Source organism: Pseudomonas pseudonitroreducens, from assembly GCF_021603645.1.
In the GTDB taxonomy this organism is placed as follows: domain Bacteria; phylum Pseudomonadota; class Gammaproteobacteria; order Pseudomonadales; family Pseudomonadaceae; genus Pseudomonas; species Pseudomonas pseudonitroreducens.
In genome coordinates this window covers 412,844-430,395 of sequence record NZ_BQHJ01000006.1, presented here as the reverse complement: position 1 = coordinate 430,395, position 17,552 = coordinate 412,844, and the positions used below count along the sequence as shown (strand labels likewise).

Here is a 17,552-nt window from a genome sequence, read left to right as displayed (position 1 = left end):
CCATGCAACTGAACGATCTGCGTTCCGCGCCGGGTGCCCGCCGCGAAAAGCACCGTCCGGGCCGTGGCATCGGTAGCGGTCTGGGCAAGACCGGTGGCCGTGGTCACAAAGGTCAAACCTCCCGCTCCGGTGGCTCCATCGCTCCGGGCTTCGAGGGTGGTCAGCAACCGCTGCACCGTCGTCTGCCGAAGTTCGGCTTCAACTCGCTGAAAGCCATGGATCGCGCAGAAGTGCGCACTTCCGAACTGGCCAAGGTCGAGGGTGATGTCGTTACCGTGCAGTCCCTGAAGGATGCCAACGTGATTAACCAGAACGTACAGCGTGTGAAAGTCATGCTGTCGGGCGACGTTACTCGCGCGGTCACCCTGAAAGGCATCGGCGCCACCAAGGGCGCTCGTGCGGCTATCGAAGCAGCTGGCGGCAAAATCGAGGACTAAATGGCTAAGCAAGGTGCTCTCTCTGCGCTGAGCAACGGTGGTGGTTTGTCCGAGCTCTGGGCACGTCTGCGTTTCCTGTTCCTGGCGATCATCGTCTACCGGATCGGCGCGCACATCCCAGTCCCGGGCATCAACCCCGATCGCTTGGCGGCACTGTTCCGGCAGAACGAGGGGACCATTCTTAGCCTCTTCAACATGTTTTCCGGCGGCGCGCTGGAGCGCATGAGTATTTTTGCACTGGGGATCATGCCGTACATCTCGGCATCGATCATCATGCAGCTCATGACCGCTATCAGCCCGCAGCTGGAGCAGTTGAAGAAAGAGGGTGAGTCTGGGCGTCGCAAGATCAGCCAGTACACCCGCTACGCAACTCTCGCTCTGGCACTCGTCCAGGCCATTGGCATGTCCATTGGTCTGGGTAGCCAGGGTGTGGCCTTCTCCAACGACTTCGGCTTCTACTTCGTGTCGGTCACCACCTTCGTGGCGGGTGCACTGTTCATGATGTGGCTGGGTGAGCAGATCACCGAGCGGGGTGTCGGCAACGGCATCTCCATGTTGATCTTCTCCGGTATCGTCGCGGGCCTGCCCCGAGCAATCGGTCAGTCCTTCGAGTCCGCGCGTCAAGGTGACATCAACATCTTCGCCCTGATCGCCATCGGCCTGCTGGCCGTGGCCATCATCGCGTTCGTGGTGTTCATCGAGCGTGGTCAGCGCCGTATCGCCGTGCATTACGCCAAGCGCCAGCAAGGTCGCAAGGTGTTTGCCGCCCAGACCAGCCATTTGCCGCTGAAAGTGAACATGGCGGGTGTAATCCCCGCGATCTTCGCCAGCAGCATTCTGCTGTTCCCGGCATCCCTGGGTGCCTGGTTCGGTCAGTCGGAAGGCCTGGGTTGGCTGCAGGACGTTGCGCAAGCGATCGCTCCTGGTCAGCCGCTGAACATTCTGCTGTTTAGTGCAGGGATCGTCTTCTTCTGCTTCTTCTATACAGCGCTGATGTTCAACCCGAAGGACGTGGCGGAAAACCTCAAGAAGTCCGGTGCATTTATTCCGGGTATTCGTCCGGGCGAACAGTCGGCGCGCTACATCGATGGCGTACTGACCCGTTTGACCATGTTCGGTGCCCTGTACATGACGGCTGTGTGCCTGCTGCCCCAGTTCCTGGTCGTAGCTGCCCACGTTCCGTTCTACCTTGGCGGGACCTCGTTGCTGATCGTGGTCGTGGTTGTGATGGACTTTATGGCCCAAGTACAATCGCACCTCGTTTCTCACCAGTACGAATCCCTCATGAAGAAAGCCAACCTGAAGGGCTATGGCAGCGGCCTGCTGCGCTGACCCGTAAGGTTCGAGGAGTCACTGATGAAAGTTCGTGCATCGGTTAAGAAGCTGTGCCGCAACTGCAAGATCGTCCGTCGCGAAGGCGTCGTTCGTGTGATCTGCAGCGCGGAGCCGCGTCACAAGCAGCGCCAAGGCTGAGTGTGATTCACGCGTGATAGCCCGGCAGCTAGTGTGCTGCCGGGTTGATTATTTGTTTTTACAGCGCTAATATCCGCGCCCTTTCTTGGCTCCCTGGGCGCCGGGTAGCTGTCAATTGGAGTTTTTCTGAATGGCCCGTATTGCAGGCGTAAACATTCCGGATAACAAGCACACTGTTATCTCGCTGACCTACATCTATGGTGTTGGTCGCACTACCGCACAGAGCATCTGTGCAGCCACCGGCATCAGCCCGGCTGTAAAGATCAAAGAGCTGAGCGAAGAGCAGATCGATTCGCTGCGTACCGAAGTGGCCAAACTGACCACCGAAGGTGACCTGCGTCGCGAAATCAACATGAATATCAAGCGTCTGATGGACCTCGGTTGCTACCGCGGTCTGCGTCATCGTCGCGGTCTGCCGGTTCGCGGTCAGCGTACCAAGACCAACGCGCGCACCCGTAAGGGCCCGCGTAAGCCGATCCGCAAGTAATCGCTTAGGAATATAGTCATGGCAAAACCTGCTGCTCGTCCTCGCAAGAAAGTCAAAAAGACGGTGGTTGACGGGATCGCGCATATCCACGCGTCCTTCAACAACACCATCGTTACCATCACTGATCGTCAGGGCAACGCCCTGTCCTGGGCCACTTCCGGTGGTTCGGGCTTCCGTGGCTCGCGTAAGAGCACCCCGTTCGCTGCCCAGGTAGCGGCCGAGCGTGCCGGCCAGGCTGCTCTGGAATACGGTCTGAAAAACCTTGACGTCAACGTCAAGGGCCCGGGCCCGGGTCGCGAGTCGGCTGTTCGTGCGCTGAATGCCTGCGGTTACAAGATCGCCAGCATCACCGACGTAACCCCGATTCCGCATAACGGCTGCCGTCCGCCGAAAAAGCGTCGCGTGTAATAGGAGACAGTGAGAAATGGCTCGTTACATTGGTCCCAAGTGCAAACTGTCCCGCCGCGAAGGCACTGATCTCTTCCTGAAGAGCGGCGTTCGTGCCCTCGACTCGAAGTGCAAGGCAGAACAAGTTCCCGGCCAGCATGGCCAGCGTCGTGGTCGTCTGTCCGACTACGGTCTGCAGCTGCGCGAGAAACAAAAAGTTCGCCGCATCTACGGCGTTCTGGAACGTCAATTCCGTGGCTACTATCAGGAAGCGTCCCGCCGCAAGGGCTCCACAGGTGAAAACCTGCTGCAGCTGCTTGAGTGCCGTCTGGACAACGTCGTCTACCGTATGGGCTTCGGTTCCACTCGTTCCGAATCCCGTCAGCTGGTGTCCCACAAGACCATCAGCGTCAACGGTCAGACCGTAAACGTACCGTCCTACCAGGTCAAAGCCGGTGATGTGGTTGCTGTTCGCGAGAAATCGAAGAACCAGCTGCGTATCGCCCAAGCTCTGGACCTGTGCGCCCAGCGCGGTCGCGTTGAGTGGGTCGACGTGGACACCGACAAGAAAGCTGGCACCTTCAAAAGTGTCCCGGCTCGTGCCGATCTGTCCGCCGACATCAACGAAAACCTGATTGTCGAGCTCTACTCCAAGTAAGGGCTAGAAAATAGGTGCATCCATGCAGAGTTCGGTAAATGAGTTCCTGACCCCCCGCCACATCGATGTGCAGGTGGTCAGCCAAACCCGCGCCAAGATCACTCTCGAGCCTCTCGAGCGTGGTTTCGGCCATACCCTGGGCAACGCGCTGCGTCGCATCCTGTTGTCCTCCATGCCTGGCTGTGCGGTAGTCGAGGCCGAGATTGACGGTGTACTCCATGAGTACTCCGCCATCGAAGGTGTGCAGGAAGATGTCATCGAGATCCTGCTCAACCTGAAAGGCCTGGCCATCAAGCTGCACGGCCGTGACGAAGTGACGCTGACCCTGGCGAAAAAGGGCTCGGGTGTGGTGACCGCTGCCGATATTCAGCTGGATCATGATGTCGAGATCGTCAACGGTGACCATGTTATCGCCCACCTGGCCGATAACGGCGCGCTGAACATGAAGCTGAAAGTCGCTCGTGGCCGTGGCTACGAGCCGGCTGATGCCCGCTCGAGCGATGAAGACGAAAGCCGTAGCATCGGCCGTCTTCAGCTCGATGCCTCGTTCAGCCCCGTACGTCGTGTTGCCTACGTGGTCGAGAACGCCCGTGTCGAACAGCGTACCAACCTGGACAAGCTGGTCCTTGATCTGGAAACCAACGGCACCCTGGATCCTGAAGAGGCTATCCGTCGCGCCGCTACCATCCTGCAACAGCAGCTGGCAGCGTTCGTGGACCTCAAAGGCGACAGCGAGCCCGTCGTTGAAGAGCAGGAAGACGAGATCGATCCGATCCTGCTGCGTCCGGTCGATGACCTTGAGCTGACCGTCCGTTCGGCCAACTGCCTGAAGGCAGAGAACATCTACTACATCGGTGACCTGATTCAGCGCACCGAAGTAGAGCTGCTCAAAACGCCGAACCTGGGTAAGAAGTCCCTGACCGAAATCAAGGATGTTCTGGCCTCTCGCGGTCTGTCCCTCGGTATGCGCCTCGACAACTGGCCGCCGGCAAGTCTCAAGAAAGACGACAAGGCTACTGCCTGATCGTCGTAGCTACCGAACGTAAAGTTTGGAAAGGAATTGAACCATGCGCCATCGTAAAAGTGGTCGTCACCTGAGCCGCACCAGCGCGCACCGCAAGGCTATGTTCCAGAACATGGCTGTGTCGCTCTTCGAACACGAACTGATCAAAACCACCCTGCCCAAGGCCAAGGAACTGCGTCGCGTTGCCGAGCCGCTGATCACCCTGGCTAAAGTGGATAGCGTTGCCAACCGCCGTCTCGCTTTCGACCGTACCCGTTCGAAAGAAGCCGTAGGCAAGCTGTTCAACGAACTGGGCAAGCGCTACGCCAACCGTCCGGGCGGCTACCTGCGCATCCTGAAGTGCGGCTTCCGCGCCGGCGACAATGCCCCCATGGCATACGTCGAACTGATTGACCGCGCTGTTGGCGGCCAAGCAGTAGAAGCTGCAGAGTAAGGCTCTCGCCTTATAAGAAACCGGGCCCTGTGCCCGGTTTTTTATTGCCTGTAGAAAAGTTTTTCTCTATCGATCAGCTCGAATCAATAAATTGGCTGATCCATCGCCTTGTCACCGATCCTTAACGACGCCGACTTCTACTGCTTGCTGAGCTGGATCAACAGCCGCATTGCCGATGGAGGCGCTTAATTGTCCGATTGGGATGTTGGGTTGCACTCACCGCTCGGTGAAGTGTCGGACTTCCAGCACCCCGCCGTTGAGGAGAGTAACGATGAGTGACAACACCCGCCTGACGACCGCTGCTGGAGCGCCGGTCGCCGATAACCAGAACGTGCAGACCGCCGGCCCGCGTGGTCCGATGCTGCTGCAGGACGTCTGGTTCCTGGAGAAACTGGCACATTTCGACCGCGAAGTGATCCCGGAGCGCCGCATGCACGCCAAGGGTTCTGCTGCGTACGGCACCTTCACGGTTACCCATGACATCACCCGCTACAGCCGCGCCAAGCTGTTCTCCGAAGTTGGTAAGCAGACTCCGCTGTTCCTGCGTTTCTCCACCGTTGCCGGCGAGCGTGGTGCGGCTGACGCCGAGCGTGATATCCGTGGGTTCGCGATGAAGTTCTACACCGAGGAAGGCAACTGGGATCTGGTTGGCAACAACACCCCGGTCTTCTATTTCCGCGACCCGCTGAAATTCCCCGACCTGAACCACGTGGTGAAGCGCGATCCGCGCACCAACCTGCGCAACGCCACGCTGAAGTGGGACTTTTTCTCGCACCTGCCTGAAGCGTTGCACCAGCTGACCATCGACTTCAGCGACCGTGGCCTGCCGCGCAGTTACCGCCACGTTCACGGCTTCGGCAGCCATACCTTCAGCTTCATCAATGCCGGCAACGAGCGTTTCTGGGTCAAATTCCACTTCAAGACCCAGCAGGGCATCGAGAACCTGAGCAACGAGGAGGCCGCCAAGCTCGTCGGGGCCGACCGCGAAAGCTCGCAGCGCGACTTGTACGACGCCATCGAGCGCGGCGACTTCCCGCGCTGGAAGATGTACGTGCAGGTGATGCCTGAGAAGGAGGCGGCGAGCTACCGCTACAACCCGTTCGACCTGACCAAGGTCTGGCCGCATGGCGACTATCCGCTGATCGAGGTGGGTTACTTCGAGCTCAATCGCAACCCGGCGAACTATTTTGCCGAGGTCGAGCAGTCGGCTTTCAGCCCGGCGAACATTGTTCCCGGTATCGGCTTCTCGCCAGACAAGATGCTCCAGGGCCGTCTGTTCTCCTACGGCGATGCGCACCGCTATCGCCTGGGTGTGAACCATCACCAGATTCCGGTGAACGCTGCGCGCAACAACCCGCGGATCTACCACCGCGACGGTGCCATGCGGGTGGATGGCAACAATGGCGACATGACTGTCACCTACGAGCCCAACAGCTTCAACCAGTGGCAGGAGCAGCCGGATTACTCCGAGCCGCCACTGACCCTGGAAGGCAGCGCGGACCACTGGAACCACCGTGTCGACGATGACTATTACAGCCAGCCGGCTGCGCTGTTCCGCCTGTTCGACGAGGCACAGCGGCAGCGCCTGTACGAGAACATCGCCGGGGATATGGCGGACGTGCCGGAGGCTATCCAGCGTCGGCAGTTGGCGCTGTTCTGCAAGATCGATCCGGCGTACGGCGCAGGCGTTGCCAAGGCGCTGGGTCTGAAGCTGGACTAACCTTAAGCGACAAAACGAGCCGCCCCATGAGGGCGGCTTTCTTTTGCGTGCGATCCGCGCTTGACCCCGGTCATGGCCAGTCGCGACCATAGCGCCGTTTAATTCGCTGTCACGTCCCAGGGAGAAGGCTGATGCAAGGCCATGCCGAGGTTATCGATTATCTCAACACGCTGCTGACCGGTGAGCTGGCCGCTCGCGACCAGTACTTCATCCACTCGCGCATGTACGAGGATTGGGGTTTCACCAAACTCTACGAGCGCCTTAACCACGAGATGGAAGAGGAAACCCAGCACGCCGACGCCTTGCTGCGCCGTATCCTGTTGCTCGAAGGCACTCCGCGCATGCGCCCGGACGACATCCACCCGGGCAAGACCGTGCCGGAGATGCTGGAAGCCGATCTGAAGCTGGAGCGCCATGTCCGCGCTGCCTTGGCCAAGGGCATCGCCCTTTGCGAGAAGCACAAGGACTTCGTCTCCCGCGACATCCTTCGCGTGCAGCTGACCGATACCGAGGAAGACCACGCCTACTGGCTGGAGCAGCAGCTCGGGTTGATTGCCAAGATGGGGCTGGAGAATTACCTGCAGTCGCAGATCTGATCCGGGCCTGAAGAGCAAAAGAAGCCCTCGAAGCAAACGCCTCGGGGGCTTTGTTTTTGTAGGAGCGAGCTTGCTCGCGAACAGGGTCACCCGGTAACTCCAGCGTTGAGCGACTCGCGAGCAAGCTCGCTCCTACAGGTGCCAAAGAAAGAGCCCCTGCGCTGGAAGGCGACAGGGGCTTTTTTCATGCCGGTGCGAATCAGGCTCGATCACGCTCCAGCAATGGTTTGAGGAAGTGCCCGGTGTGCGACACCGCCAGTTCCGCGACCTGTTCCGGCGTGCCGGTGGCGATGATCTGGCCGCCCTTGGAGCCGCCTTCTGGGCCGAGGTCGACCAGCCAGTCGGCGGTCTTGATCACGTCCAGGTTGTGCTCGATCACCACCACGGTATTACCGTGGTCGCGCAGGCGGTGCAGCACGTCGAGCAGTTGCTGGATATCCGCGAAGTGCAGGCCAGTGGTCGGCTCGTCGAGGATGTACAGGGTCTTGCCGGTATCGCGCTTGGACAGCTCGCGGGACAGCTTCACCCGCTGCGCCTCACCACCTGACAGGGTGGTCGCGCTCTGCCCCAGCTTGATGTACGACAGGCCGACATCCATCAGCGTCTGCAGCTTGCGGGCGATGGCTGGCACGGCGTCGAAGAACGCGCGGGCGTCCTCGATGGTCATGTCCAGCACCTCGGTGATGCTCTTGCCCTTGTAGCGGACTTCCAGGGTTTCGCGGTTGTAGCGCTTGCCCTTGCAGACGTCGCAGGGGACGTAGATGTCCGGCAGGAAGTGCATCTCCACCTTGATCACGCCATCGCCCTGGCAGGCCTCGCAGCGGCCGCCCTTGACGTTGAACGAGAAGCGCCCCGGGCCGTAGCCGCGCGAGCGGGCTTCCGGCACACCGGCGAACAGCTCGCGGATCGGCGTGAACAATCCGGTGTAGGTTGCCGGGTTGGAGCGCGGGGTGCGGCCGATCGGGCTCTGGTCGATGTCCACCACCTTGTCCAGGTGCTGCAGGCCGTCGAACGAGTCGTAGGGCGCGACTTCCAGCGTGGTGGCGCCGTTCAGCGCGGTGGCGGTGATCGGGAACAGGGTGTTGTTGATCAGCGTCGACTTGCCCGAGCCGGAGACGCCGGTGATGCAGGTGAACAGGCCGACCGGGATTTCCAGGTTGACGTTCTGCAGGTTGTTGCCGCGAGCACCCTTGAGTTTGAGCAATTGTTTCTTGTTGCGCGGGGTGCGCTCGGCGGGCACGACGATCTTGGTACGGCCGGAGAGGTAGGCGCCGGTAACCGAGTCCGGATGGTCCATGACCTGCTGCGGTGTGCCCTCGGCGACGATCTGGCCGCCGTGCACGCCGGCACCCGGGCCGATGTCCACGACATAGTCGGCGAGACGGATGGCGTCCTCGTCGTGCTCGACCACGATCACCGTGTTGCCCAGGTTGCGCAGGTGGGTGAGGGTGCCCAGCAGGCGCTCGTTGTCGCGCTGGTGCAGGCCGATGGAGGGCTCGTCGAGGATGTACATGACGCCCACCAGGCCGGCGCCGATCTGGCTGGCCAGACGGATGCGCTGGGCTTCGCCGCCGGACAGCGTGTCGGCGCTGCGGTCCAGGGTCAGGTAGTCGAGGCCGACGTTGACCAGGAATTGCAGGCGTTCGCGGATCTCCTTGAGGATCTTCGAGGCGATCTCGCCGCGACGACCCGTCAGAGTCAGGCTCTCGGCGTATTCGCAGGCGGTGCCCACCGGCATCGAGGTGATTGCCGGCAACGTCTTGTCACCCACCCATACATGCCGCGCCTCGCGGCGCAGGCGGGTGCCGTGGCAGTCCGGGCACGGCTGGGTGCTGAGGAACTTGGCCAGTTCTTCGCGCACGGTGGCCGACTCGGTCTCGCGGTAGCGGCGTTCCAGGTTCGGCAGAATGCCCTCGAACGGGTGCGCGCGCTTGACGATGTCGCCGCGGTCGTTGAGGTAGCGGAACTCGACGTTCTCGCGGCCCGAGCCGTTGAGGATGAACTTCTGGTGATCCGGGTCGAGATCCTGGAACGGCTCCTCCAGGCTGAAACCGAAGTGCCCGGCCAGCGAGCCGAGCATCTGGAAGTAATAGACGTTGCGCCGGTCCCAGCCGCGGATCGCGCCTTCGGCCAGGGTCAGCTCGCCATTGACCACCCGGCGCGCGTCGAAGAATTGCTTCACACCCAGACCGTCGCAGGTCGGGCAGGCGCCGGCCGGGTTGTTGAAGGAGAACAGCTTGGGTTCCAGCTCGCTGATGGAGTGCCCGCAGATCGGGCAGGCGAAGCGGGCGGAGAAGATCATCTCCTCACCTTCCTCGTCGTCCATCGGAGCAACCAGGGCGATGCCGTCGGCCAGGTTGATCGCGGTTTCGAACGACTCCGCGAGGCGCTGCTGCAAGTCGCCACGGACCTTGAAGCGGTCGACCACGATATCGATCGAGTGCTTGAGCTTCTTGTCCAGCTTGGGCACTTCATCCAGCTCGTAGAGCTTGCCGTCGACGCGGGCGCGGACGAAGCCCTGGGCGCGCATCTCCTCGAACACTGCCAGGTGCTCGCCCTTGCGCTCGCGGATCACCGGGGCCAGCAGCATCAGCTTGCGGCCTTCGGGCAGCGCCAGTACCTGGTCGACCATCTGGCTGACGGTCTGTGCCTCGAGCGGGATATCGTGATCCGGGCAGCGCGGGATACCGACGCGAGCGTAGAGCAGGCGCAGGTAGTCGTAGATTTCGGTGATGGTGCCCACGGTGGAGCGCGGGTTGTGGGAGGTGGATTTCTGCTCGATGGAGATCGCCGGCGACAGGCCTTCGATGGTGTCGACGTCGGGCTTTTCCATCATCGAGAGGAACTGCCGGGCGTAGGCCGACAGGGATTCCACGTAACGGCGCTGGCCCTCGGCATAGAGCGTGTCGAAGGCCAGGGAAGATTTGCCGGAACCGGACAGCCCGGTAATCACGATCAGCTTGTCGCGCGGCAGGGTCAGGTCGATGTTCTTCAGGTTGTGGGTACGTGCCCCACGGATGAGGATCTTGTCCACTACGGCCTCGCATGGCGGGCGAAAACTATCGATTATACGGGGCGTTTCCGGCACGCGGCAAAGTAGCGCGTGTGTGCCGTTGGACCGTTGGGCTGATAGAATGCGCGGCTATTTTTCGGCGTTGGCGACAACCGGCCCCGCAGGGCCCGGCAGGCGCGTCGCCACGGGGGCAATGTAGCGCATTCCCGTTTTTCGTCTTTCCATGAGGGGCCTATGCACGATTCCCACACTGAGCGCATGAGTGGCACCGAAACCCGCGCGGCCGCCGGCCTGTCCCTGGTCTTCGCTTTCCGCATGCTCGGCATGTTCATGGTCCTGCCGGTACTCGCCACCTACGGCCAGGACCTGGCGGGCGCCACCCCGGCACTGATCGGCCTGGCCATCGGCGCCTACGGGCTGACCCAGGCGATCCTGCAGATCCCGCTGGGTACCTTGTCCGACCGTATCGGCCGCCGCCCGATCATCGTCGTCGGCCTGTTGGTGTTCGCCGCTGGCGCCGCGCTGGCGGCCAATGCCGACTCCATCTGGGGCATCATCGCCGGTCGCGTCCTGCAAGGCGCCGGGGCGATCTCCGCGGCGGTGATGGCGATGCTCTCCGACCTTACCCGCGAGCAGCACCGCACCAAGGCCATGGCCATGATCGGCATGAGCATCGGCGTGTCCTTCGCCGTGGCGATGGTCGCCGGCCCTGTGCTGACCCACTGGTTCGGCCTGCACGGCCTGTTCTGGTTCACCGCCGGCATGGCCCTGGTGGGCATGCTGATCATCCTGTTCTTCGTGCCGACGCCCGACCATCGCATGCAGCACCGCGAGTCCAGCGTGGCCAAGCAGTCGCTGCTGCCGACCCTGAAGAACGGTGAGCTGCTGCGCCTGGACGCCGGCATCCTGGTGCTGCACGCCATCCTCATGGCCAGCTTCGTGGCACTGCCGTTGGCGCTGGTGGAGCGGGCCGGTCTGCCCAAGGAAGAACACTGGTGGGTCTACCTGACGGCACTTCTGGTGGGCTTCTTCGGGATGGTCCCGTTCATCATCTACGCCGAGAAGAAGCGTCAGATGAAGCGCGTCCTGACCGGCGCCGTGGCGACCCTGATGCTCTGCGAACTGTTCTTCTGGGAGTTCGGCAACAGCCTCAAGGAACTGGTGTTCGGCATCATCGTCTACTTCACCGCGTTCAATCTGCTGGAGGCCTCGCTGCCCTCGCTGGTGAGCAAGGTGTCGCCGGCCGGCGGCAAGGGCACGGCGATGGGCGTGTACTCCACCAGCCAGTTCCTCGGCGCGGCAGTAGGCGGCATTCTTGGTGGCTGGATGTTCCAGCACGGCGGGCTCGACGGGGTGTTCATCGGCTGCGCGGTGCTGGCTGCCATCTGGCTGGCGATTGCTGTTACCATGCGTGAACCGCCTTATGTAACGAGTATTCGCCTGCCTCTTTCCGATGAGGCCCTGCGCGATGCTTCGTTGGCTGAGCGTTTCAAGGCATTGCCCGGTGTGAGCGATGTGATGGTGGTCGCTGAAGAAGCGGCCGCTTATGTCAAAGTGGATTCCCAACAAGTTGATCGCACGTCCCTCGAGCGCCTCGCTGGCGCCGAGCAGGCGACGTGCTGAAGCCTTTAGGAGAGCGTCATGGCCCGTGGGGTTAACAAAGTCATTCTGGTGGGTAACGTCGGTGGCGATCCGGAAACCCGTTACATGCCCAACGGCAACGCGGTGACCAACGTCACCCTGGCCACCAGCGAGAGCTGGAAGGACAAGCAGACCGGCCAGCAGCAGGAACGTACCGAGTGGCACCGCGTGGTGTTCTTCGGTCGCCTGGCGGAAATCGTCGCCGAGTACGTGCGCAAGGGTTCGCAGATCTACGTCGAAGGCAGCCTGCGTACCCGCAAGTGGCAGGGTCAGGACGGCCAGGACAAGTACACCACCGAAATCGTGGTCGACATCAACGGCAACATGCAGCTGCTCGGCGGCCGTCCGGGCGCCGGTGGTGACGATGCTCCGCGCGCTCCCCGCGAGCCGCAGCAGCGTCCGCAGCAGGCCCAGCGTCCTGCGCCGCAGCAGCAGTCCCAGCCCGCGCCGCAACCGGCTCCGGACTACGACAGCTTCGACGACGATATTCCGTTCTGACGGAACGATCGCCAGCCAGCTTCACCGAACCCCCTGCGACGCAAGTCCCAGGGGGTTTTTGTTGTGCACAGCCGCCCCAACGCGCCGCTGGAAATAGCGCTTCAGCTGAATCGCTGCTGCATGGCCTTGTCGATCGCGGCCAGATCGTGGATCTGCAGCGGGCTGCCGGCCTTCTGCAATTGCAGGTGCGGCCAGTCCTTGAATTTCGGCCAGTGCCCGCCGGCGTCGAGTTTGACGGACTCCGCCAGGTTGGCCATCACCTGGTAACCATTCTGTCCGCCGACGAGGCGCTTGGTGGACCATTCCGCCTTGCCGTCCAGCAGCCAGAAGCAGTCCAGCGCTTCCCCCCATTGATGCCAGGAAAGCCCCGGAATGGCATTGGTGACGTGCTTGCCATCCTGTGGCCCGACCGACTCGATGCAGTGGGCGAGAAACGGGGCTTTCTGTTGCTTCAGCGATTTGATCTTCTCGCTGATCTCCTCGATCGACCGCGACTGCCTCCATAGTCGTCCTTGTTCCAGCGGGTCTCGCAGCCCGGTGCTCGGGCGCATGGTGACGCCCGCCTTGGCGCATGCGCCAAGCAGTACAGTCACCTTGTCGCGGAACTCCGCTACGAGTTCATTCAGGTCGGCGGCCATGATTCGTCTCCAATGAAATAGAGGGCGCTCAGGAATCAGTTGGACACTTCAGTGAGGATCTCCTCGATCAACTGGTTGGTCTTTGGTGTTTCGACGGACTTCAGCTGTTCGACTTTCTCCGCCAATGCCTGCTTCTGCTCCGGGCTGGCTTGCGCAAGCGATCCCTTGATCACCAGCAGCAGGTTGTACTTGCCGTTGGCCGAAGACGACGGGAACTTGTTCAGGGCGGGTGTGATGGCGCGTGGGTCGCCGATCCGGTAGAGGAACTCGGAAGCGTATTTGCGCAGGGTTTCATCGTTGTGGGCAGTCGCGCCGACCAACTCTTCCAGTTCGACGTCGCTTATCCCGGCCTTGAATGTCTCGGCATCGGTTTTCTGCCGGGCCATCGAGTTGAGCGCTACCAGCGCGCCGAGTTGGGTGCGGTAGCTGACGTTGGGCTGACTGAAGCTATCGAGTAACGGCTCGATGGCCGGTACGCCGGATTCGCCCAGCCGGGTTCGTGCGTCACGCCTGACGAGACTGCTGTCGGAGTCGAGGTCGGCGATGAGGTCCTGAATCTTCGCGTCGTTCGCAGGCACTTCGTCGTCGGCCATGGCCTCGTTGATCATCCTGAAGGCGATCATCTGCCTGGTGGTTGCAGGCTGCCGGGCGAAATCCTCCGGTGTTTCACAGCCGATGATGCCGACGACCTGGTTGGTTTCCACATTGACCAGGCGATTGTTCTTCTTCGAATACTTCCAGTGGATGGTCTTTCCGGAAGCAAGATACGGAGTGATCTGCTCCGATTTGATGCAGCCGAAGTCGGCCTCCAGATCTTCCTCACCGGTGAACACTATCTTCAGGTCGACGGTCGGACTTCTGATTTCCCTGCCGAATATATAGAAGCTCCAGGAGTTGCGGTTGCTCAGCAGACTTCCAGGATATTGATTGTCGCCATACAGTTCGACGGTCTTGACTTGTTTCGGCTGAATGTCACCGCTGAGTTTGATGTGGACATAGCGGTCGGACATCTGGTTGATCAGGGTCACGAAGATAATGATCGCGATAGCGGCAACCCCTACCAGCACTCCCGCCTCGCCCAGCACCTTGACTTTGGCTCGGGCACCGAAGGCGCCCAGTATGATGCTCAGCCCTGTGCAGACAATGAAGGTTTCCAGCATCCAGCTGAATGGGGCGAACCTTGCCACCAGCCAGCCGAACAGGATCAGGATGAAGCCGATCACGATGGCGGTGCAGATAATCGGCGTGGCAAAGGCCGGCCAGCCGTCTTCGGTGGGGCTGGATTGTGGTGGCGGAGGGTTGGGCGTGGGGTCGCCGGGCGGGTCTGATACTCCGTTCATGATGAATCTCCCTGGCAAGCCTGATGACACTTCGAGTGTTTAAGGCAAGCTCAGGTTGGTTTGGCTTTCAAGCAAATAATCCAAGGGCTTAGTTGAAGTTGAAATACAGCCAATTCCAATGTTTCGCGACTATGTAAAGTGGCTGAAACAATACCTGTAAAGTGTTCGCGACGACGTGTTTTAAAGTTGATTGGACTCTCTCTTCGCGCGAGTGCAGTGGCGAAACTTGGTACGCTCGTTTCGGCGAAGTCTTGTAAAAGTCTTTCTCGAAATCGACTATTTAATTAGCTGGCTAACTGAATGATTCTGGAGCTGCCTTGATGTACGGCAACACCGGAGAAGAAAAGACATGAGCATTACAGTGACCGAGCGTGACGATGACCATAAATCCCGCGAGTTCCGCGCCCTCGGTGGGCGTTGCTGGGATGTGCACCAGGAAGGCCAGCTGGTCGGTATCTTCCACACCGAAGGTGAGGCGCAAGCCTATCGAGTATCCCTGGAACTGGAAGCGCGCTACCGCCACGCGGCGGAGTTCTGAAGGGTAAAAAACCGTGGCGCCGGCTGCGCCACGGGGCTAATGAGTGCGAGGTTTGCCTGTAGGAGCGAGCTTGCTCGCGAACCGGGTTGGCACGGTGTGACGCGTTCGCGAGCAAGCTCGCTCCTACAAAAAGTGCAACCCGGCGAGCTGGGCGGCGAGCGGTCAGAACCGGTAGTTCACCGTCGCGGTGACGTTGCGCTTTTCGCCGAAGTAGCAGAAGTCCAGGCTGTAGCAGGACGCCACGTAGTCCTTGTCCAGCAGGTTGTTGGCGTTGAGGCTGACGTCCAGACCTTTCAGACCGACGCGGGACAGGTCGTAGCCGATGCGCGCATCCACCAGGGTGTAGTCCGGTACGCGCAGGGTATTTTCCTTGTCCGCCCAGGTCTCGCCGACGTAGCGGGCGCCGCCGCCAAGAGTCAGGCCGTCCAGCAGGCCGGCGTTGAAGCCATAGTCGGCCCACAGCGAGGCCATGTGCTTGGGCGCCTGGTTCGGCGTGTGGCCCTGGTTGCCGTCCAGCGACCTGGTGTAGGTGATGTCGGTGTAGGTGTAGCTGCCGAGCACCTTGAGGTTGTCGGTGACCTGGGTGTGGGCTTCCAGTTCCAGGCCCTGGGAGCGCACTTCGCCCACGGAGGTGTAGAAGTTGTCCTGCGGCTCCTTGGAGGCGACGTTCTCCTGGGTGATGTGGAAGATCGACGCGGTGTACAGGCTGCGGCTGCCTTCGGGCTGGAACTTCAGGCCGGCTTCCCACTGCTTGCCCTCGGTCGGCTCCAGCGGCGTACCGGACTGGTCGGAGTAGGCGTTGGGGTTGAACGACTCGGAGTAGCTGATGTACGGCGCGATGCCGTTGTCGAACAGGTACAGCGCACCGATGCGCCCGGTGAACTTCTTCCAGTCGTCGTCGGCCTTGCTGCCGCTGCTGCGGTTCTTGTCCTCGACCGTCACCCAGTCCTCGCGCATGCCCAGCGAGAAGCGCCAGTTGTCGATGTCGATGAGGTCCTGCAGGTAGACGCCGGTCTGCTCCAGGCGACGGGTATGGTTGTCGTCGGGGTAGTAGCTGATGGCGTCGTTGCCGTAGTGCGGGTCGAAGGCATCCAGCGGTTGCGCCGAGCCCGAGCGCCAGTCCACGGTGGTGCGACGCTTCTGGTAGTCCAGGCCCATCAGCAGGGTGTGCCTGGCGGCGCCGGTGTTGAACTCGGCCTGGGTCATGTTATCGATGATGTACGCCTGCAGGTGTTCGCTGGCGCCGGAGAAGTAGCGGTTCAGGGTGTTTTCGCCAGGCGCGGTCCAGCCGTAGGCATAGACCTGGGAGAGGTCGACGTCGGAGTCCAGGTAGCGGAAGTTCTGCCGCGCGGTCCAGACGTCGTCGAAGCGGTGCTCCAGCTGGTAGCCGAACATGCGCTGCGTACGGTCGAAGTCGTCCTTGCTCGGTTCGCCATCGAAGAATTCGCGGGAGATCTTCTGGCCGTTGTGGTGGAACAGCGCGCCATCCGCCGGGACGCCCCCGTGGTAGCCGCCGTTCGGATCGTGCTGCAGGTAGCCCTGCAGGGTCAGCGTGGTGTCGTCGGTGAAGTCGATGGCCAGGGTCGGGGCGATGGCGTAGCGCTCTTCCTTGACGTGGTCGAACTGGGTGTCCGAACCCTTGCCCAGGCCGACCAGGCGATAGGCGATGCGCTTTTCCTCATCCAGCGGGCCGCTGAAGTCGAAGCCCATCTCCTTCTGGCCCATGTTGCCCACGGTGCCGGTGATCTGGTGGTAGTCCTCGTACAGCGGCTTCTTGCTGGTCAGCGCCACCAGGCCGCCGGGCAGGCTGCGGCCGTAGAGCACCGAAGACGGGCCCTTGAGCACGTCGATGCGTTCGAGGAAGTACGGATCGATCTGCATCGAACTGAAGGTGCCGCTGTCGCCCATGGCCTTCAGACCGTCGAGGTAGATGTTGTCCACGCTGTTGTCGGCGAAGCCGCGCATGACGATGTAGTCGTAGCGGTTCGAGGCGCCGACCTGGCCGGTGAAGATGCCGGGGGTGTAGCGGATCGCCTGCTGCACGGTCTTCGACGCGGTGTCGTCGATCTGCTCGCGGGTGATCACCGAGACGCTCTGGCTGGTTTCCAGCAGGGACTTGGAGGTCTTGGTGGCGATCTGGCTGTGGGTTGCCAGGTAGCCGTCTGCCTCGCCCAGCGCGTTGCCCAGGGCGAACACGTCGCTGGAGGGCATGGCCAGCACATCGGTGGGGGCAGCCGGGCGCAGCACGAAGTTGCCGTTGCCCTGGTCCACGGCTTCCAGCGGGGTGTCCGCCAGGAGGCGTCCGAGGCCCTGATCCACCGAGTAGGTGCCGTTCAGCCCGGACGAGTTCAGGCCACGGGTTTGCTCGGGAGTAGCCGACAGGGTAATTCCCGCCTCACGGGCAAAACTGTTCAGTACCTCGCCCAGGGGCCCGGCCGCAATCGCGTAGGCGCGGCTACTGGTGACAGTCGCGGCATCGGCGGCGACGGCGCTCAGCGGCAGGCTGGCTCCCAGGCTGGCGCAGAGCAGCGCGCCGCGCACGGCATGGGCCAGCCGGCTGGCGCGGGGCAGGGCGGGGGAGGGCATCGGGACGTGAACGGCTCGCATGTTTGGGGATTCCGGGGACAAGGGAAATGATCGGGGTATTCCTCCTTGCCGGCCGAGGCGGT

General features: G+C 61.7%; 17 protein-coding genes. 13 read left to right on the top strand and 4 right to left on the bottom strand.

Annotated elements, in window-relative coordinates; all coding sequences use genetic code 11:
* Positions 1-2 precede the first annotated feature (2 nt).
* The 10 genes from rplO to bfr all read left to right on the top strand — a co-directional run bounded on the left by rplO (position 3) and on the right by bfr (position 7,215).
* The gene (gene rplO / locus L6D89_RS17425; protein ID WP_045215310.1) at positions 3-437 is read left to right on the top strand and encodes a 50S ribosomal protein L15; all 435 of its coding nucleotides are present in this window, start codon (positions 3-5) and stop codon (positions 435-437) included.
* On the top strand, positions 438-1,769 hold the full coding sequence (gene secY, locus L6D89_RS17420; RefSeq protein ID WP_017521895.1) for a preprotein translocase subunit SecY: 1,332 nt from the start codon (positions 438-440) through the stop codon (positions 1,767-1,769).
* A 24-nt stretch (positions 1,770-1,793) separates the two neighbouring features.
* Positions 1,794-1,910 carry a 50S ribosomal protein L36 gene (rpmJ, locus tag L6D89_RS17415; RefSeq protein ID WP_014854209.1) on the top strand — a complete coding sequence of 39 codons (117 nt, stop codon included), beginning with the start codon at positions 1,794-1,796 and terminating at the stop codon, positions 1,908-1,910.
* 130 nt (positions 1,911-2,040) lie between these two features.
* Complete coding sequence (gene rpsM / locus L6D89_RS17410) at positions 2,041-2,397, top strand: 30S ribosomal protein S13 (protein WP_024767079.1); 357 nt, start codon at positions 2,041-2,043, stop codon at positions 2,395-2,397.
* A gap of 18 nt (positions 2,398-2,415) precedes the next feature.
* Positions 2,416-2,805, top strand: coding sequence for a 30S ribosomal protein S11 (gene rpsK / locus L6D89_RS17405; RefSeq protein WP_003093689.1), 390 nt, complete (start codon positions 2,416-2,418; stop codon positions 2,803-2,805).
* Between the two features lie 16 nt (positions 2,806-2,821).
* Positions 2,822-3,442: a 30S ribosomal protein S4 gene (rpsD, locus tag L6D89_RS17400; RefSeq protein ID WP_054906702.1), complete on the top strand. Its 621-nt coding sequence runs from the start codon at positions 2,822-2,824 to the stop codon at positions 3,440-3,442.
* Between the two features lie 22 nt (positions 3,443-3,464).
* On the top strand, positions 3,465-4,466 hold the full coding sequence (locus L6D89_RS17395) for a DNA-directed RNA polymerase subunit alpha (protein WP_009617182.1): 1,002 nt from the start codon (positions 3,465-3,467) through the stop codon (positions 4,464-4,466).
* A 43-nt stretch (positions 4,467-4,509) separates the two neighbouring features.
* Positions 4,510-4,899 (top strand): 50S ribosomal protein L17, encoded by a 390-nt coding sequence (gene rplQ, locus L6D89_RS17390; RefSeq protein WP_015475338.1) that lies wholly within the window; start codon positions 4,510-4,512, stop codon positions 4,897-4,899.
* Between the two features lie 271 nt (positions 4,900-5,170).
* Positions 5,171-6,619: a catalase KatA gene (gene katA, locus L6D89_RS17385; RefSeq protein ID WP_236200629.1), complete on the top strand. Its 1,449-nt coding sequence runs from the start codon at positions 5,171-5,173 to the stop codon at positions 6,617-6,619.
* A 131-nt stretch (positions 6,620-6,750) separates the two neighbouring features.
* Positions 6,751-7,215 (top strand): bacterioferritin, encoded by a 465-nt coding sequence (bfr, locus tag L6D89_RS17380; protein ID WP_236172371.1) that lies wholly within the window; start codon positions 6,751-6,753, stop codon positions 7,213-7,215.
* A 199-nt stretch (positions 7,216-7,414) separates the two neighbouring features.
* Here the strand turns inward: bfr and uvrA are convergent, their stop codons facing one another.
* Positions 7,415-10,249, bottom strand: a complete 2,835-nt coding sequence (gene uvrA / locus L6D89_RS17375; protein WP_081517084.1) for an excinuclease ABC subunit UvrA — start codon at positions 10,247-10,249, stop codon at positions 7,415-7,417.
* A gap of 213 nt (positions 10,250-10,462) precedes the next feature.
* Between uvrA and L6D89_RS17370 the strand changes: the two genes are divergently transcribed.
* A complete protein-coding gene (locus L6D89_RS17370; protein WP_081517085.1) occupies positions 10,463-11,851 on the top strand; it encodes an MFS transporter in 1,389 nt (462 codons plus the stop codon).
* An 18-nt stretch (positions 11,852-11,869) separates the two neighbouring features.
* Complete coding sequence (gene ssb / locus L6D89_RS17365; RefSeq protein WP_017521888.1) at positions 11,870-12,367, top strand: single-stranded DNA-binding protein; 498 nt, start codon at positions 11,870-11,872, stop codon at positions 12,365-12,367.
* A gap of 101 nt (positions 12,368-12,468) precedes the next feature.
* Here ssb and L6D89_RS17360 read toward each other — a convergent pair whose 3' ends face one another.
* Together L6D89_RS17360 and L6D89_RS17355 are read right to left on the bottom strand one after the other, a co-directional pair.
* Positions 12,469-13,005 (bottom strand): M15 family metallopeptidase, encoded by a 537-nt coding sequence (locus L6D89_RS17360; RefSeq protein WP_236200628.1) that lies wholly within the window; start codon positions 13,003-13,005, stop codon positions 12,469-12,471.
* A gap of 35 nt (positions 13,006-13,040) precedes the next feature.
* Complete coding sequence (locus L6D89_RS17355; protein ID WP_236200627.1) at positions 13,041-14,345, bottom strand: HEAT repeat domain-containing protein; 1,305 nt, start codon at positions 14,343-14,345, stop codon at positions 13,041-13,043.
* Positions 14,346-14,694: 349 nt separating this feature from the next.
* On the opposite strand from L6D89_RS17355, the gene L6D89_RS17350 reads away from it, so the two are divergent.
* Positions 14,695-14,883 (top strand): hypothetical protein, encoded by a 189-nt coding sequence (locus tag L6D89_RS17350; RefSeq protein ID WP_236172374.1) that lies wholly within the window; start codon positions 14,695-14,697, stop codon positions 14,881-14,883.
* A 162-nt stretch (positions 14,884-15,045) separates the two neighbouring features.
* Here L6D89_RS17350 and L6D89_RS17345 read toward each other — a convergent pair whose 3' ends face one another.
* Positions 15,046-17,490, bottom strand: a complete 2,445-nt coding sequence (locus L6D89_RS17345; RefSeq protein ID WP_236200626.1) for a TonB-dependent siderophore receptor — start codon at positions 17,488-17,490, stop codon at positions 15,046-15,048.
* Positions 17,491-17,552 lie beyond the last annotated feature (62 nt).

Coding starts and splice junctions, on each gene's coding strand:
- rplQ (WP_015475338.1), top strand. CDS start 4,510: ATGCGCCATCGTAAAAGTGGTCGTCACCTGAGCCGCACCAGCGCGCAC.
- L6D89_RS17350 (WP_236172374.1), top strand. CDS start 14,695: ATGAGCATTACAGTGACCGAGCGTGACGATGACCATAAATCCCGCGAG.
- rpsD (WP_054906702.1), top strand. CDS start 2,822: ATGGCTCGTTACATTGGTCCCAAGTGCAAACTGTCCCGCCGCGAAGGC.
- L6D89_RS17355 (WP_236200627.1), bottom strand. CDS start 14,345: ATGAACGGAGTATCAGACCCGCCCGGCGACCCCACGCCCAACCCTCCG.
- L6D89_RS17395 (WP_009617182.1), top strand. CDS start 3,465: ATGCAGAGTTCGGTAAATGAGTTCCTGACCCCCCGCCACATCGATGTG.
- rpsK (WP_003093689.1), top strand. CDS start 2,416: ATGGCAAAACCTGCTGCTCGTCCTCGCAAGAAAGTCAAAAAGACGGTG.
- L6D89_RS17370 (WP_081517085.1), top strand. CDS start 10,463: ATGCACGATTCCCACACTGAGCGCATGAGTGGCACCGAAACCCGCGCG.
- katA (WP_236200629.1), top strand. CDS start 5,171: ATGAGTGACAACACCCGCCTGACGACCGCTGCTGGAGCGCCGGTCGCC.
- rpsM (WP_024767079.1), top strand. CDS start 2,041: ATGGCCCGTATTGCAGGCGTAAACATTCCGGATAACAAGCACACTGTT.
- rpmJ (WP_014854209.1), top strand. CDS start 1,794: ATGAAAGTTCGTGCATCGGTTAAGAAGCTGTGCCGCAACTGCAAGATC.
- secY (WP_017521895.1), top strand. CDS start 438: ATGGCTAAGCAAGGTGCTCTCTCTGCGCTGAGCAACGGTGGTGGTTTG.
- bfr (WP_236172371.1), top strand. CDS start 6,751: ATGCAAGGCCATGCCGAGGTTATCGATTATCTCAACACGCTGCTGACC.
- L6D89_RS17360 (WP_236200628.1), bottom strand. CDS start 13,005: ATGGCCGCCGACCTGAATGAACTCGTAGCGGAGTTCCGCGACAAGGTG.
- L6D89_RS17345 (WP_236200626.1), bottom strand. CDS start 17,490: ATGCGAGCCGTTCACGTCCCGATGCCCTCCCCCGCCCTGCCCCGCGCC.
- ssb (WP_017521888.1), top strand. CDS start 11,870: ATGGCCCGTGGGGTTAACAAAGTCATTCTGGTGGGTAACGTCGGTGGC.
- rplO (WP_045215310.1), top strand. CDS start 3: ATGCAACTGAACGATCTGCGTTCCGCGCCGGGTGCCCGCCGCGAAAAG.